Genomic DNA, 16,081 nt, shown 5'->3' with positions numbered 1-16,081 from the left:
CTTTACAGCATGTTGATGATGGACGTGCTCTCGCGCACGTCCGCGAAATTGAGGCGCAGGTTGAGCAGCGCTGCGTTGTGCTCCTCATCCGTCACCGCGGCCATCGCGTCCAGCGCGGCAATGACCTTGTAGCCGCGCATATAGGCATCGCGCGCGGTACTTTCACAGCAAACATTGGTCAGCGTTCCGGCGATGACCAGCATCTCGATGCCCCGCTCGCGCAGCTGCGCCTCAAGCTGGCCAGCCGGGCAGGCGAAAGCGCTATAGCGATATTTGTCGAGCACCACATCGCCCGTCTCCACCGCCATAGCCGGATGCAGGCCATGCGCCGGGTGCCCGGGCGTCAGGGCCTCCATGGCGGCCTGCACATGAGGATCGGCCCGATCATATTGCCAGGGCGCCATGGCGAGCGGGGGATCGTCCGAGACACTCTGCCGGGTCCAGAGGATCGGGCAGCCGGCGGCCCGCATCGCTATGGCGAGCTGGTTGACCGCCGGGATGATGTCCATCCCGTACGGATTGCCGAACACCGCGCCTGGCGCCAGGAACGCCGTCTGCATGTCGATCACGACCAACGCAGTCCTCCCCGGCACGATCGCCGAAAAGCTGTTCAGATAGCGCCCGCGCTCGATGGCCCATGCCGGCAGGCGGCTGTCATGCATCGGCGCTTGCCATCTCCTCGGCCGGGTAGGCGATGGAGAGGGAATAGTCCTTCCAACGCTCCATCTCTGCGCGCAGCAGATCGGTCTGCCCTTCGGCATAATGCAGCGCATCCTCACCCAACAACAGGTGCATGGGCGGTTGTGGGGCGTCCAGCGCGGCGAGGATTGCGGCAGCGGCGCGGATCGGATCGCCCTTCTCCTTGCCGACGCCTTCCTTGAGCGACTGGCGGGCGAAATGGGCCGAGCCTTCATAGTCCGCGATGATCCGGTCGGCGAGACGCAGCGACCCGCCCGCGAAATTGGTGCGCAGGCCGCCCGGCGCGACGTTGGTGACCTTGATGCCGAGCGGGCCGACCTCCTGCGCCAGCGTCTGCCCGATGCACTCCAGCGCATATTTGCTCGCCCCGTAGATGGACGTACCCGCCCAGGGCGCCAGGCCACTGACGGAGGTGATGTTGACGATATGCCCCGCCTTCCGTGCGCGCATGGCGGGCAGCACCGACTGGATCATCGCAATCGCACCGAAGAGGTTGATGTCGAACAGCGCGCGCGCGTCATCCAGCGTGATTTCCTCGACGGCACCGATCAGCCCGTATCCGGCATTGTTCACCAGCCGGTCGACACTGCCCATGGTCTCCTCTGCGAGCGCCACGAGCGCGGCCGGCGCGACCGGGTCGCCGAAATCGAGGCCGTGCGCAAAGGAGCGCCCCGGCGCCAGCGCCGCGAAACGGGCGCACGCCTCGACACTGCGCGACGTGCCGAAAACCTGGTCGCCCCGGTCGAGCGCGGCCTGGGCCAGCGCTTCGCCGAGACCGCCGCCAATACCTGTGATCAGCCAGTTCACCATGCGTCATCTACCTTGTTGAGAGTTGCTGCGCCCTGTGTACGCCCGTGGCAGCGCAGCGCTTTGCAAGGCAGACCGCAATTGTTGTCAGGGAGCGCACGCCGGCGCGCGGCGCATTGTGACGGGGCGCCGATCATGGTTGGGAGCGAGGCAGTTCAGAAGGAGGCCGGCATGGCGGTGGTGGTAGCAGGATCGATCAATGTGGACCTGATCCAGTCCGTGGATGCCCTCCCCCGGCCCGGCGAAACGGTGCTTGCCTTGCAGTCCGAGCGCCTGCCCGGCGGCAAGGGCGCGAATCAGGCCGTCGCCGCAGCGCGCGCAGGGGCGCAGACGCGCATGATCGGTGCGGTCGGCGAAGACGAATCCGGCGTCTGGATGACTGAGCAGCTCTCCGCCGCCGGGGTCGACACGCGCGCAGTGATCGCTGTCGAAGGAGCGGCGACCGGCACCGCCTACATCACCGTCGACACGTCCGGCGAGAATCAGATCATCGTGGCGTCCGGCGCCAACGCCGCCTTGGCGCCCGCCATGGTCGATACCGTGGCAGACGCCGATATCCGCGTCGCTCAGCTGGAAGTACCAGTCGAAACCGTCGCGGCGTTCTTTGCCGCATCACCGGGAAAGCAGGCGGTGCGAGTCCTCAATGCGGCCCCTGCGGTTCTGGAAGCCAAACGCCTGTTCGCCTCGACGGACGTGCTGATCGTCAACCAGCATGAGCTGGCCGTCTATCTCGGCCAGCATGAAGAGCGAGCGACGCCGCAGGCCGCGCTGGCGGCCCGAGCGTTGATCAGCCGAGACGATCAGCTCGTCATCGTCACGCTCGGCGCATCCGGTTCGATAGCGGTGCGGGCAGGCAGCGCGGTGCATGTGCCGGCCTTTCCGGTCGTGCCGCGCGACGCGGTGGGCGCTGGCGACTGCTTTGTCGGCGCGCTGTGCGCCATGCTCGATCGCACCGGCGACGCTCGGCCAACGGACGAGGCCCTGCTGATCTTCGCCAATGCCGCGGCCGCCCTGTGCACGCAAAAGCCCGGCGCCGTGCCCGCCATGCCACTGCGGAGCGACGTGGAAGCCTTCATCGCCGCCCATCCGATCGAGGGCCGACCAATATAATATGCGCGAATGATCAAGAACGGATCGGTCGGCGCGATAAGGTGGGCGTGCCAATAAGGTCACGGGATTGAGATTATGAGCGAGATTACGCCGACGCCCTTCGGGTTGCCCTCCGACACAGGAGGAAAGGATTTGGGCGTGTTCCTTCCCATCGCCAACGGCGGATGGATCCTCTCGAAAAACAAGCCGCACATCGATGCGTCCTACAGCTACTGCCGCGATGCGGCGGTGCTGACGGAAAAGCACGGGCTGGATTTCGCGATGGCGATGGCCAAGTACCGCGGCTTCGGCGGCGAGACCGAGCATTGGGACTATCAGCTCGATTCCTACCTCACCATTGCCGGCGTGGCGGAAGCGACCAGCCGCGTGAAGGTGTGGGGCACGGTTCACACGCTCCTGCAGAATCCAGGCGTTGTCGCCAAGATGGTCGCCACGCTGGACCAGATCAGCGGGGGCCGCGCCGGCCTCAACATCGTCACCGGCTCCTATAAGGACGAGTTCGCACAGATGGGCGCGTGGCGCGACGATGTGAACCATGATGAGCGCTACGACCTCGCTTACGAATGGATCCAGGCGATCAAGGCGCTGTGGACCGGCGAAACCGTCACGAAAGAAGGCAAATATTTCTCGCTGGAGGATTGCCGCTCGCTGCCGACGCCCTCCACCCGCCCCTTCCTCGTCTGCGCCGGCACCTCCGGCAAGGGCATGCGCTTTTCGGCTGACGAGGTGGATGCGATCTTCCTTTCCGGCGGGACACCGGAAGAACTCAAGACCGCCAGCGAGAAGGCCAAGGCTGTCGCTGCCGACATCGGCAAGCCGATCCGCACCTATTCGATGATGACGCCCGTGTTCGGCGAGACCGATGCGGAAGCAGAAGCCTTTGCGCAATCCATCCGCGACGGCTTCGACGAAGGCGCGTTGCACGGCATGATGCGCGCTTATGGCTTCCTCGACAGCGAAATCGGCAAGGAAAACGACTTCACCCGCAAGAGCCGGGCTGGCTTCATGACCCCCCATGTCATCGGCACGCCCGAGACGGTGGTCGAGAAGCTCACCGAACTCTTCGAGGTTTCCGGCACGGACGGGCTGATGCTGATCTTCCCGGATTACATGAAGGACATCCCGATCTTCGGCGAGCGTGTCCTCCCGGTCCTGCGCGAGCGCTTCCCCGGCAAGGTTCCGGTCCATGCCTGACGCGGCGCTCGTGGACATTCCCCACGTCGCCGCCAGCGATCTGGCGGGGATGATCGCGCCCGAGCGCACCGCGCTCGTGCTGGTGGATATCCAGAACGACTGGGCCGCCCCCGAGGGCCTGCTCGGGCAGCATGGGGTGGATCTCTCCGCACCCCATGCTGCCATCGACAAGGCCGAGGAGCTAGTCGCCGCGGCGCGTGCGGCTGGCGTCACGCTCGCCTTCGTGCGGGTGGTGACGACGCCCGAAACCGATTCCGAGGCGCTCAAGACCTTCTACACGCGTCGCGGCGAACCCGGCGGACAGGTCATCTGCCGCAAGGGCTATGGTGCTGACTATTATCGGCTCTTGCCCGAGCCGGGCGATATCGAGGTCGAGAAGGTTCTCTACAATTGCTTCCACGGCACCGACTTTGAGGCCCAACTCACCGAGCGCGGTATCGACACGTTGCTGATTACGGGCCTGAGCACTGACTGCTGCGTTGACGCCGCAGCCCGCTCGGCCTTCCACCGCAATTTCAATGTGTTTGTCGTATCGGACGCCACTGCCGCCTATGAGCCCGGACTGCATGAAGCGACGCTCAAGGTGCTCAGCAAGAACTGCGCCCTGATGGTCACCACGCAAGCCGCCAAAACGGCCTGGACGCTATGACCCCGCCGCCGGCGATCGCCCTCGACGCCGCGAACGGCCCTCTCAGCGAAGCGCCCGCACTGAACAAAAGCAGGACCGGCGTGCTGATCGCCGCCACGGCGGGCAATGCGCTCGGCAAGACCGCCACGGTTCATGCGGTTTTCGGCACCTTCCTTGTGCCCCTCTCTCAGGAATTCGGCTGGGCACGATCGAGCATTTCGATGGTGCTGGCGATCCTAGCCGTCGTGAGCGCATGCATCTATCCGCTCGCCGGCCGCTATGCCGATCGGCACGGCACCCGCAACATGGTGCTGTTGGGCAATGTGCTGTTCGCCCTCGCCGTCGCCTGCCTCGCGCTCACGAACGGCAATCTGATGCTGTTCTACCTCAACTTTCTGGCCATCAGCCTGTTCGGCTCGCTGCCCGCCACCTCGGTCTTCTCGCGCCTGGTGGCGGAATGGTTCGACACCAATCGGGGCACCGCGCTTGGCGTGAGCGCAGGGCTCGGCAACGGCATTGGTTCGGTCTGCGTGCCGATCATGACCGCGCTGATCGTCTCCACAGCCGGCTGGCGCGCGGGCTATCTGGGGATCGGCGCACTGATCCTGTGCGTCGGCTTTCCGATCTTTTTCTTCCTGCTGCGCGATGCACCGCGCCCGGCAGCGCCGAGCAACCCATCGGAGACAGCCTCCCCCATCGTGGACGGCATGACCTTGCGTGAGGCCATCGGCACCGCGCCCTTCTGGCTGATGCTGGTCGCAATCGCAGCCGGTGGCGGCACCATGATCGCGGTGCTGAGCCATGTCGTGCCCATTCTGGCGGATCGTGGCTATGGCCTTGGCACCGGCACCGCCATCGTCAGCATTTTCGCGCTGACCGGCTCGCTCTGGCAGATCTTCACCGGACGCGTGCTCGACAAGAGCCGCGGCCCGCGCGTCGTCGTGCCGATGTATGCGCTCGCCATTCTCGGCCTACTGCTGCTCGAATTCTCACCCTTCGGCGCCCTGCTGCCCGTTGCAGGCCTGTGTCTTGGCATTGCGCTCGGCGCCCAGTTCGGCGCCCTGCCTTACTTCATCGCCCAATATTTCGGGCTACGCAGCTTTGGCGTCATCATTGGCGTTATGTATTCGGCCGTCATCGGCGCGCAGGGCATCACGCCGGTGCTGATGGACCTGAGCTACGACATGATCGGCCATTATCGCGCTGCGGTGGTCGTAGCTGTCGGCGTGATGGCCGTCGGCAGCCTGCTGCTTTTCCTGCTTCCGCCCTATGCCGCCAACACTGGATCGTCTGCTCCCGCCGAATGAGACGGGACGGCGGCCCGCCAAGCGAGAGGACGCCCCACGTCAAGACACCGGCACACCCAAACCGGCATCTTCCAGGCACTTACTCCAGATAGGCGAGTCGCTGCATGACCTATGAAGGACGGAAAAAATACCTGGCGCTGACGGCGTTCTGCCTGCTGTTTTTCATGCTCAACGCCTTCACCTTCAACGGGCTTGGCGTCGTGCTTCCCTATATGGTCGAGGAGATGGGCTGGCCCTGGGCCGTCGCTGGCCTTGGCTTCACCTTCCTGGGCGTGGCGTGCGGCTTGTCCAGCCTTGCACCCGCTATCTCGATCCGGCGCCTCGGCGTTTCCCGCACGATGATGATCGGCGGCGCGCTTCTCCTCATCGGCTTCACCTGCCTGGCCGTCACCAAAACGGCGATGGTCTACTTCATCGGCACGGCGTTTGCCGGCGTCGGCTTCTCGATGTGCGGGACCACGGGCGGCGTGAACGTCATTTCCCACTCCTTCGAGAAGCGCTCGACCGCCATGGGCGTGTACTTCACCGCCGGCGGCATGGGCGCGGTTGTCGGGCCGCTGATCGCGTTTTCAACGCAGGCGATCACCGGCGAATGGCGCCATTACTGGTGGACGGCCGCCATTGCTGCCGTGCTGCTTTCGATGTTCGCTGCCCTCGTCACCAGCGACCGGCCCGGTGATGCCGAGGTTGCGCCCAAGCCCCGGAAAGCCATGGCCACGGACGGCTGGACGGCACGGGCCGCGATGCGCACCGCGCAATATTACATCGTGGTCGGCGTCTACACCTCATTCCTGCTGATCAACACCACCGTTCACGGCTTTGCGGTGAAGCATCTGACCGAGACCGGCCTGACCATGGGTGCGGCCGCCACCGTGATGAGCGGCATTGCCCTCGTCAGCGCCGCCGGATCGATGATCGCCGGCATGGCGGGCGAAAAGATCGGCGCGCGCGAGCTCACCTTGCTCTCCATCACCTCCACCTCGCTCGGCGTGCTGGCGCTGATGATCGGCGGCAATCTGTTCGTCGTCTCGCTGGCCGTGATCGGACTGGGTGTGGGCTTCGGCTTCAGCTATGTCAGCACGGCGATGTTGATGCTCAACCTGTTCGGCAAGCGCGCCAATCTGGAGCTCTATTCCACGATGAGCCTGATCTCGACTGCAGCCGCCATCGGCCCGGCGCTGGGCGGCGTCATTCGCGACGAAACGGGCGGGTTCTCGCTTGTCTTCCTCGGCTGCGCCCTACTCGGCTTCATCTTCGTCGGAGCCCTGCTCTTGCTCCGCACCCCGGAGCTCCCCCAACAAGACACAGCGGAGGATGCCGAGCCCGCCTTGGCAGCATGACATGACCCAAGCCCAGCCCAAACCCGCTCCGATGTTCGCCAATCCTGCCACGGCCCCCTATCAGGTGACCGAAGCCGAGAAGGACGCTCTCGCCGCCGCCATCGATTCCGATGAGCTGGTCGCCCTCGCCCTTGAACTCGGCAACATTCCGAGCCGCTCGCGTGAGGAAGCCGCCGCCGCGCAATATGTCTATGACTGGATGGATCGCGAAGGCTTCCAGCCCCGCCGCGCCGGCGCCACGCCCGAGCGACCCAACATCATCGGCGAGTATGGCGGCTTGGGCACGGGCGCCAACCTGCTCTTCACCGCCCATCTCGATACGGAAAGCCCGAGCGGCGACCTCTCGCAGGACAAGTTCCGCTATCGCGAGAGCACCATGCGCGATCCGGAATGGACGCAGTGCTGGCTCGATGAGGATGGGCGCCTGCGCGGCTTCCCCATCTCCAACGATCGCGGGCCGATGGCCTGTTTCCTGATGGCGGCCAAGGCGCTCAAGAAGGCGGGCATCGGCCTTGCCGGCAAGACCTGGCTCACCGCCTGCCCCGGCGAGATCGGCCCCGAGCCAATCGAGGAATTCTCCGGTATCGATTATCTCGGCAAGGATATCGGCGCGCATTATCTGTTCCACCATGGCGGCGTCGCGCCTGATTATGCCATTGCCGCCGAAGGCACGGATTTCGGCCTGACCTGGCAGGGCTGCGGCTATGCCCTCTTCCGCGTACGCATCTTCGGCACGGGCATGTTCACGCCGATTCTGGGAACGCCGGAGACCGTCGCCCAGCACCTCAACCCCATCTACAAGCTCGGCCCGGTGATCGACGCGCTGCACCAGTGGGGCCGGCAGTGGGAAGCCCAGGGCGTGTTCGAGACGGCGGGTGGCCTCTCCCTCCCCAAGACGCAGATCGCGTCCGTGCGTGCTGGCGCGCCGACCGACTATGGCGCCGGCACCGAGGTGTGCGCCGTCTATGTGGAAGTGTGCCTCGCACCCGGGCAAAAGTCGGCGCAGGCCTATCACCAGATCGTCGCGGCGATGCGCACGCTCGATCTCGACAGCTTCGATGTCGAGCCAATGGTCGTCCGCCACGGTTTCGTTGCCGACGCGGACGAAGTCGCGCCACTCGCCGGCGCGGTGGATGCCGCTACGCGCCTCGCTCGGCAGGCGCCGGTGGAGCGCGCGCATCCTGTCTATTCCAGCATGTGGCGCGACCATAATGTGTTCAACATGCAGGGCATTCCCGCCATCACGACCGGCATGCCACGCTGGCGCCCGGCACCCGAGGATCTGCACTCCAGCGCTCTCATCTATGCACTGACCATGCTGGCCGTATGCGGACGCTCCGAGCACGCACCAAATTCTGCTGCGATTTCATCTGTTTACGGGGGCAGGGATGACCCATTCTGAAACAGCCGCCGCGTGATGGATTGACCGGGCTCTCTCAGGCGCGCATCTTGGCGGGCATAAAGACCCGGGAGAGGCGCACCAAAACATAGAGAACCGCCGTTGCGCTCGACTACAAATGCCTACCCCAAGGAGCAGCGACTCAGCGCATGGAGCTTTGCGCTCAAGCGCGTTTCGATCACGCTGGAAGCGGCCGACGAGGCTACGCTCTACGGCGAGCTTATCCAGTTCACCAGCAGCAACGGCATCGTGTTTGTGCGCCTGCTGGCGACCGCTCAGGAATATACCGTTGATTTTCGCGATGAGCCGGGCTGCTTCTGGCTGGCCGTGACGCTCGATGCGCCAAGCGTGGCGCGCAACGCCACCACCAGCTTCACCCTCGATGATGGCCACATGGTCTGCGCGCGCAGCGAAATGCCGATGTCGCTGCAGTTCACCGGCGATCACCGCGTGCTGTTGCTCAAAATTCCGCCGCGCGCGCTCGATCAGCGCCTCAAGGCCTTGCTACCCGAAAAGCCCCGGCACCTTTCCGCCGACAGCGGCCCTGCCCGCCTGCTCTCGACCGTGCTGCGCTCGCTGGCGGACATGGGCAACGACGTGACGGACGAGGAACTGCGCCCGGTGGAACTGGCCCTACCCGAGTTTCTGCTGGCCAGCCTGCTCAACGATGCGCCCGCCCGCGCGCTCGGCGGCGCGGCGGGCATGCGCGCCGCGCTGCTGGAGCGGATCTTCCAGACCATCGAGATGCGCCTCTCGGACCCCAATCTGAATTACCAGCAGGTTGCGGCCGAACATGGCATTTCCCCGCGCTATCTGCAGAAGCTTTTTGAATCGATCGACGACAGCTTTGGCCATTATGTGAAGGTGCGGCGGCTGGAGCGCTGCCGGCTCGACCTGCGCAGCCCGCTCCACGTGCAGAAATCGATCTCGGACATTCTGTTCCAGTGGGGCTTCAACGATTCCGCCTCGTTCAGCCGCGCCTTCCGCGAGCAATATGGCATTTCCCCGCGCGACTATCGCAAGATGCCGGCCGTGGACGAGGCCGACCACGGCCCCGACACCCTGCGGCGCGGCCGTTCCACCGCCAAGCGAGCGGTCAGCGACGAAGCCGCCGTCGCGCCGGTCGAGGAGTTGGAGATCGGCGAGGTGGATTCGGACGGCGCCGAGGCCAACGTCATCCCGGCGATTGGCGATGAAGGCACGGTGCGGCATCATCATCTGCCGGTCAGCCCGCGCACGGTCCATTGGGGCTATTTCAGCTCGGCGATCAAACCGGCGCTGATGGTGCGCTCGGGCGACTTCGTGACGGTGGAGACGCTGACCCACCACGCCAATGACGATCCCGAACGCATGGTCGAGGGCGATCATGGCGCGGAGAGCGTCTATCGCTGGGACGAGACGGGCCGGGCGATCGAGCGCCGCGGCGCCGGTCCGATGAGTGCCAGCGAGTTCGGGCGCGGCCCAGGCGAGGGCTTTGGCGTGCACATCTGCACCGGGCCGATCGCCATTCAGGGCGCGGAGCCGGGCGACATCATTGAGGTGCGCATCCTCAGCCTGGATCCGCGCCGCAGCGGCAATCCCCGCTTTCAGGGTAAGTCCTTCGGCAGCAATGCCGCAACCTTCTGGGGCTTCCATTATAACGATCTGCTCACCGAGCCGAAGAACCGCGAAGTGATCACCATCTACGAGGTTGAATCCGGCGGCGAACGGCGGCCCACGGCTCACGCGGTCTATTCCTATCATTGGACACCGCAGACCGACCCCTCAGGCACCGTCCATGAGCGCTATGATTATCCGGGCGTCCCGGTCGATCCTGAGACGATCGAGCGCAATTATGACATCCTCCAGAATGTCGAAATCCCGATCCGCCCGCATTTCGGCGTCATCGCGCTGGCGCCGGCCCATACCGAGCCGGTCGATACCATTCCGCCCAGCGCCTTTGGCGGCAATATGGATAATTGGCGGACCGGCCCCGGATCGAGCGTGTTCCTGCCTGTGCAGGTCTCGGGCGGACTGCTTTCGCTCGGCGACCCGCACGCCTCGCAGGGCGATTCCGAACTATGCGGCACCGCCATCGAATGCTCGATGACCGCGCTCATTCAGGTGATCCGCCACCCCGCCGGCGAGCTGACCGGCAAGCTGCGCGACCTCGATTACCCCATGATCGAAACCGAGACCGAATGGGTCATCATGGGTTTCAGTCACCCGGATTATCTGAAGGAACTGGGCGAGGACGCGCAGAGTGAAGTCTACAAGCGCGCATCCATCGATGCCGCCATGCGCGACGCGTTCCGCAAGGCGCGGCGCTTCCTGATGACCACCAAGGATCTCTCGGAAGACGAAACCATCTCGCTTCTCTCGGTCGGGGTGGATTTCGGCATCTCACAGGTCGCCAACGGCAATTGGGGCGTCCACGCGATCATTCGCAAGGAACTGTTTACCGCCTGATCGCTGGCTCCTGCTCGGCAAGCACGGCCTGCGCTGCCTGATCGACGAGGCCCCGCAATCTGATCGTGCGATCCACGAAAGCGGGGCCGACCAGCACATTGGTCATCACGATGGCGACCAGATTTCGGCCGGGATGGACGAAGAAATAGCTGTTGGCAGACCCCGACCAGCCACCGGCACCGGCCGGCATCCCGCCGCGCTGCTCGCTGACCGCATCGCCGAGGCCCAGGCCATAGCCGAACAGGACATTCTCGTGCGGCTGCCCGCCGGTCTCCAGCCGGGGCTGGAACATCTGGTCCACCGTCTCGGGCCGAAAGAGGCGCTTGCCCTGCCACGTCCCCCGATTGGCCAGCATCTGCGCGAAGTTCAGATAATCATGCAGTGTGCCGGCCAGCGCGCCGCCGCCGTCGAACGGCCGGGCGGGGTCGCGATATTCGGACGTCGCCGCCGGCTCGATAGCCTGCAGGCCGCCGTCCACCGCCGCATAATTGGTGACGAGCCGTGTGGCGCGCGCATCGTCCATCACGAAGCGCGTGTCGGTCATGTCGAGCGGATCGAAAATGCGGGCTTGCAAGAACGCATCGAGGCCCTGCCCCGTCACCCGCTCGATCAGCGCGCCGAGAATGCCGGTGGAGTTGCCATAAGAGAAGCGCGCGCCGGGCTGATGCAGCAGCGGGGCCTTGGCGAGGCGCCCGATCAGCTCGTCCATCGTTCTGGCTGGCGGCGCATCGTCGGCATTCTGCCCGACCCCGCCAGCGCGCATCACGCCATGGCGGCGATAATATTGCTGCACAGGGCCGTTGCCGGTGAAATTGTAAGTTACTCCGCTGCTATGGGTGAGCAGATCGCCGATGGTCACTGGGCGGTTCAGCGGCTCGGTCACCATCGCATCGAGGCTGCCGCTCTTATAGACCCGCAGATCGGCGAATTCCGGCATGTAGCGGCTGAGCGGCGCATCAATGGCGATCTTGCCTTCTTCCACCAACATCATCACCGCGACGCTCGTAATCGGCTTGGTCATCGAATAGAGCCGGAAGATCGCGTCGGCGGGCAGTGCGCGGTCGGCTTCGAGGTCAAGCTTACCGGTCGAAACGCGAAGCCGCTCCCGCCCGTCCTTGACGATCACGGCCTGCGCATTGGGCAGCTCTCGCGCCTCGACCATGGCCTGCAGCCCCGCACGCAGGGCGGACAGTGCATCGGCCGGCGCGACGGCCTCCGCTGTAGCACCGGCCTTGGCCGCGAGCGGCGTGGCCGTCAGCCAGAGACAGGCCAGCGCACCAGCCGCCAGTCGGGCGGCGGCCCGCATCAGTACGGCCGGTCGCCTGCGATCGTCACCCGATAGCCCGAGCGCGTTTCCGGGAAATAATCCCAGGTCGCGAAATGCTGCGTGCAGCGATTGTCCCAGAAGGCGACCGAATGCGGCTGCCAGCGGAAGCGGACCTGGAAATTCGGGTTCTTCACATGCTCGGTGAGGAAGCGCAGCACCGCATCGCCTTCCTCCTCGGACAGACCGTTGATCTTGATCGTCTTCGACTTGCTGATGAACAGGCATTTGCGCTTGGTCACCGGGTGGGTGCGGACGACAGGATGCGTGTTGCGTGGGTAGACCTTGTCCACATCTGGGAACAGCTCGCGATAGATGTGGTTGGAATCATGGACCGCCGTCAGAGGTTCCAGAAAAGCCTGCATGGCCGGCGACAGCGCATCATAGGCGGCATACATGCTCGACCACAGCGTATCGCCGCCCGTGGGGGGCACGGTGTGCATGTAGAGGATGCTGCCCATGGGCGGTTCGGCATCTTCGCTCAGGTCCGAATGCCAGTCCTCGCCGGCGATGAACTTGCTGTTCGCATCCGCATGGATCGCCACGATCTCGGGATGTTCGGCAAGGCCGGACACACCGCTGTGCAGCGCCAGCTCGCCGAAATAGCGGCCCAGGCGCTTGTGATTGTCGTGCTCCAGATTCTGGTCGCGGAAGAACAGCACCTGATGCTCCATCAGGGCGTCATGCAGCTCGCTGACGACCTTGTTGCCGAGCGGGGCGTTCAGATCGACCCCGAACACTTCGGCACCGATCCGCCGGGTGACGGGGCGGATATCAAGAACATCATAGGACATGGCGAACAACCTCGACTGGAACGTAACCCTTGGCATGTGGGCTGCGCGATCATGCGCCAGCGGCGCACACACGTCTTGTCAGCCCGCGAAAGCTCGATTGTCCGGCAGCGCCTGCCGCGCATTGGCGCGGGTCTGGCGCGGCGCCTCCTCGAAGCGCTCGCGATAGGCCCGGCTGAAATGCGCCGACTGGTTGAAACCCCAGCGGAAGGCGATCTCGGAAATGCTCAATTGCGCGTGAAGTGGATTGACGAGATCGGCCCGCGCGCGCTCAAGGCGGCGCCCCTTCACATAGCCGGTCACCGTCTGCCCTGAGCGCGCGAAGAGCTGCTGGATATAGCGCACCGACACGCCCTCGCTGCGCGCAACGGACTGCACCGAGAGGTCCGCGTCGGTCAGATTGGTTTCGATCGTGCGACAGATCCGCTCGAACTGTCGAGCGCGGTGCGCGGCGGCACCGCCCTTGGCCTCCACGCCGCCGGCATGGGCGATCACCGGCACGAGCAATTCGATCAGCGCCGTCTCAAGCGGCGCGAATTCGCGGGCGCGCCCTTGCGAGAGCGAGTCGGCGGCGCTGCGCAGCAGCGCCAGCAGCGCATGGGCCACCAGACTGTCCGGCTGGATGACTCCGATGCGCCGCGCCAGCGGTGCCAGCATCCGCGCATCGATGGCAACGCTGGGGATGCGAACGAAGAACTGGCGAAATTGCGTCTTGAACCGCAACGCGGCGTCCACGCCCGTCGCGCCGTAGATGAGGCAGTCGCCGGTGAGCGGCATCACGCCTTCATGCGTCTCCAGCGAGGCTTCGCCATCGATGAGCAGACCCAACCACAGGCCGGGCGCGGCCCCCGGCGTGCGACCCGCGATGGTGAGGGCGCCGCCCGTCACCACCGCGAATTCAAAGCCCATCGGCGAGGTGATGGCGAGCACCGACCCGCCTGCCTCTGCCGTATTGGGAAACGGCATTTGCAGGCGCTGCATGGCGGCGGCCCAGGCCGGGGCGCGCTCCGCCGCCGGCAGCGACGCGACGTCGAAGGACCAGGCGTCCGGACTGGAGACTGCCTCCCCCGGCCGGGCCGGATCAGCGGGGATCGCGGACACTGCCCTTGTTCGGGAACATGCCACGGTCGATCCGCACATGAATGCCCTGCGTGCCATCGACGACCTGCGTCACGCCGAAGTCGGCACCGACACTCATCAGCGAATAGGCGTCCGTCCGCGACAGGCCCTGATGTTCGGAGAGCAGTTCGATCATGTCCATGGCGGCATTCTTCATCGCTGCATCGAGATCATCGCCAAAGCCGTGGACGATCCAGTGATTGGGCGTTTCCAGCAGCGGCGATGGGAACTTGAAATCCTTACGCAGGATGATCTGGAACAGCACGTCGAGCGAGGCTTCGATGGCCGTGCCGCTGATCTCGCCATCGCCCTGGCTGACATGCGGATCGCCGATGGAGAACAGGCCGCCCTTGACCTGCACCGGATAATACATTCGGGCATTGGCGCCGATCCGCCAGTTATCGATATTGCCGCCATGCAGGCCCGGCGGAATGGTGCTGACCGGCGCATCGACCGCAGGCGCGACGCCGGCGGTGCCGAGATGCGGGCGGGCGGGGATTGTCACGCCGGGCAGCGCCGGTTGCCGGTCGCAATGCGGGCAGTTGGTGATGCGGCCAGGCGTCGTGTAAACCCCCTCGACATCATAGGCGTAAAGCGCGGTGGCAGTGTTGGCGTTCGGGTCCAGCTCGTAGATCGTCACGCGCTCGGTCTCGCCGAACTCCTTGTAGAGATGCCCCCAGTTCGCCTGCAGGTTGGAGCCGTAATTGAAGCGCGGGGTCATCTGGAAATAGCGCACTTCCAGCATGTCGCCGGGCTCTGCGCCCTCGACATAGATCGGCCCGGTCATGATGTGACAGCCCGGTGCGCGCGTGCTGGGATCGACCTCGGTAAAGATGCGCTGGATGTGCTCGTCGAACATCAGCTCGGGATCATCGCCGGCGTGGTGCGTCACCGCCTGCGCCTGGATGAGATCGCCGCTCTTGACGGTCAGCGCTGGTTTCAGTTCCGGTGAGAAGAAGCCCCAGTGCACGGTCTCAGGCGTCGCCCGCAAATAGTGCAGCGCTCCGGGCTGCGTTTCGCTCCGTCGCATTCCATGATTGCAGATCAGCGCCATAATTCCCCTGCTCGTCAGTCAGTGTTGGGTTTGTGGAGGCTCAGGAAGCCCCGATGAGGATGCTCGTCATGCCGAGCGACTTGTGATGGATGAAATTGGGGTGCAGCTGCGCTTCCTCACCCGGATGACGCGCACCCAGCACATAGAGCAGCGGCCAGAAATGGTCGGGCGTCGGCACCGACAGGCGGGCATCGTCGCCCAGCGCCGCGAAATCGATGACCGTCTGCGGGCGATCCGCGACCACGGCGTCCAGCATCGTGCTGTTGAACCGGTCGGCCCACGGATAGGGCTCGGCATCCGGGTTGTTCCAGTCCATCGCCGGCAGATTGTGGACGATGTTGCCGGTGCCCATGATGAGCACGCCCTCGTCGCGCAGTGGGCGGAGCATCTGGCCGATCTTCCAGTGCTGCTCGGGCGTGGCATTCACGTCCATGCCCAGCTGCACGACAGGAATATCGGCCTCGGGATAAGCGTGGACGAGCACCGTCCAGGTGCCATGATCCAGGCCCCAATTGGCATCCATATGGACCGGCACGGGATCGAGCAGTTCGGCCACACGCCGCGCCAGGGCGGGGTCGCCGGGCGCCGGATATTGCATGTCGAACAGGGCCTGCGGGAAGGCGCCGAAATCATGGATGGTGCGGGGCTGCGCCATCGCCGTCACGGCCGTGCCGCGTGTCAGCCAGTGCGCCGAGATGCACAGGATCGCCTTGGGCTTGCCGATGCTCTGTGCGATGCCCTGCCAGGCCTGCGTGGTGCTGCTCTGCTCGAGCGCTACCATGGGGCTGCCATGACCAAAGAAGATCAGCGGCAGGCGGCTCATTGTGCGGCTCCTGTTGCGCAGGCGCGCCTTGCGGACAG

The 16,081-nt window shown here is 65.0% G+C and carries 14 protein-coding genes; 7 read left to right on the top strand and 7 right to left on the bottom strand.

Annotated elements, in window-relative coordinates:
* Positions 1 to 2: 2 nt before the first annotated feature.
* Positions 3 to 662, bottom strand: a complete 660-nt coding sequence (locus tag M2332_RS15785) for a cysteine hydrolase family protein (protein WP_264574792.1) — start codon at positions 660 to 662, stop codon at positions 3 to 5.
* The gene (locus M2332_RS15780; RefSeq protein WP_264574791.1) at positions 655 to 1,509 is read right to left on the bottom strand and encodes an oxidoreductase; all 855 of its coding nucleotides are present in this window, start codon (positions 1,507 to 1,509) and stop codon (positions 655 to 657) included. Before M2332_RS15780 ends, M2332_RS15785 begins: the two co-directional genes overlap by 8 nt.
* Positions 1,510 to 1,677: 168 nt before the next feature.
* Here M2332_RS15780 and M2332_RS15775 point away from each other — a divergent pair, with 168 nt between their 5' ends.
* The 7 genes from M2332_RS15775 (at position 1,678) to M2332_RS15745 (ending at position 10,932) form a co-directional block, all read left to right on the top strand.
* The gene (locus tag M2332_RS15775) at positions 1,678 to 2,616 is read left to right on the top strand and encodes a ribokinase (protein ID WP_264574790.1); all 939 of its coding nucleotides are present in this window, start codon (positions 1,678 to 1,680) and stop codon (positions 2,614 to 2,616) included.
* A 75-nt stretch (positions 2,617 to 2,691) separates the two neighbouring features.
* Positions 2,692 to 3,810: an LLM class flavin-dependent oxidoreductase gene (locus M2332_RS15770; protein ID WP_181559154.1), complete on the top strand. Its 1,119-nt coding sequence runs from the start codon at positions 2,692 to 2,694 to the stop codon at positions 3,808 to 3,810.
* Positions 3,803 to 4,459 (top strand): cysteine hydrolase family protein, encoded by a 657-nt coding sequence (locus M2332_RS15765; protein ID WP_264574789.1) that lies wholly within the window; start codon positions 3,803 to 3,805, stop codon positions 4,457 to 4,459. Before M2332_RS15770 ends, M2332_RS15765 begins: the two co-directional genes overlap by 8 nt.
* Before the next feature lie 80 nt (positions 4,460 to 4,539).
* The gene (locus M2332_RS15760) at positions 4,540 to 5,745 is read left to right on the top strand and encodes an MFS transporter (protein ID WP_264574788.1); all 1,206 of its coding nucleotides are present in this window, start codon (positions 4,540 to 4,542) and stop codon (positions 5,743 to 5,745) included.
* Between the two features lie 104 nt (positions 5,746 to 5,849).
* Positions 5,850 to 7,085, top strand: a complete 1,236-nt coding sequence (locus M2332_RS15755) for a CynX/NimT family MFS transporter (protein WP_264574787.1) — start codon at positions 5,850 to 5,852, stop codon at positions 7,083 to 7,085.
* A 1-nt stretch (position 7,086) separates the two neighbouring features.
* Positions 7,087 to 8,487 carry a peptidase M20 gene (locus M2332_RS15750; protein WP_264574786.1) on the top strand — a complete coding sequence of 467 codons (1,401 nt, stop codon included), beginning with the start codon at positions 7,087 to 7,089 and terminating at the stop codon, positions 8,485 to 8,487.
* Between the two features lie 99 nt (positions 8,488 to 8,586).
* Positions 8,587 to 10,932 carry an acetamidase/formamidase family protein gene (locus tag M2332_RS15745; RefSeq protein WP_264574785.1) on the top strand — a complete coding sequence of 782 codons (2,346 nt, stop codon included), beginning with the start codon at positions 8,587 to 8,589 and terminating at the stop codon, positions 10,930 to 10,932.
* Here the strand turns inward: M2332_RS15745 and M2332_RS15740 are convergent.
* From M2332_RS15740 to ygiD, 5 genes are all read right to left on the bottom strand, one after another.
* The gene (locus tag M2332_RS15740) at positions 10,922 to 12,238 is read right to left on the bottom strand and encodes a serine hydrolase domain-containing protein (RefSeq protein WP_264574784.1); all 1,317 of its coding nucleotides are present in this window, start codon (positions 12,236 to 12,238) and stop codon (positions 10,922 to 10,924) included. The two genes, M2332_RS15745 and M2332_RS15740, sit on opposite strands and share 11 nt — an antisense overlap.
* Positions 12,238 to 13,050, bottom strand: coding sequence for a TauD/TfdA dioxygenase family protein (locus M2332_RS15735; protein WP_264574783.1), 813 nt, complete (start codon positions 13,048 to 13,050; stop codon positions 12,238 to 12,240). Before M2332_RS15735 ends, M2332_RS15740 begins: the two co-directional genes overlap by 1 nt.
* A 78-nt stretch (positions 13,051 to 13,128) precedes the next feature.
* On the bottom strand, positions 13,129 to 14,148 hold the full coding sequence (locus M2332_RS15730) for a helix-turn-helix domain-containing protein (protein WP_184117300.1): 1,020 nt from the start codon (positions 14,146 to 14,148) through the stop codon (positions 13,129 to 13,131).
* Positions 14,129 to 15,220: an acetamidase/formamidase family protein gene (locus tag M2332_RS15725; protein ID WP_181559146.1), complete on the bottom strand. Its 1,092-nt coding sequence runs from the start codon at positions 15,218 to 15,220 to the stop codon at positions 14,129 to 14,131. Before M2332_RS15725 ends, M2332_RS15730 begins: the two co-directional genes overlap by 20 nt.
* A gap of 40 nt (positions 15,221 to 15,260) precedes the next feature.
* Positions 15,261 to 16,043 (bottom strand): 4,5-DOPA dioxygenase extradiol, encoded by a 783-nt coding sequence (gene ygiD / locus M2332_RS15720; RefSeq protein ID WP_264569825.1) that lies wholly within the window; start codon positions 16,041 to 16,043, stop codon positions 15,261 to 15,263.
* Positions 16,044 to 16,081: the final 38 nt, after the last annotated feature.

It is taken from the genome of Sphingobium sp. B11D3A (assembly GCF_025961695.1).
Taxonomy (GTDB): domain Bacteria; phylum Pseudomonadota; class Alphaproteobacteria; order Sphingomonadales; family Sphingomonadaceae; genus Sphingobium.
This window is presented reverse-complemented; position numbering and strand designations above follow the sequence as displayed.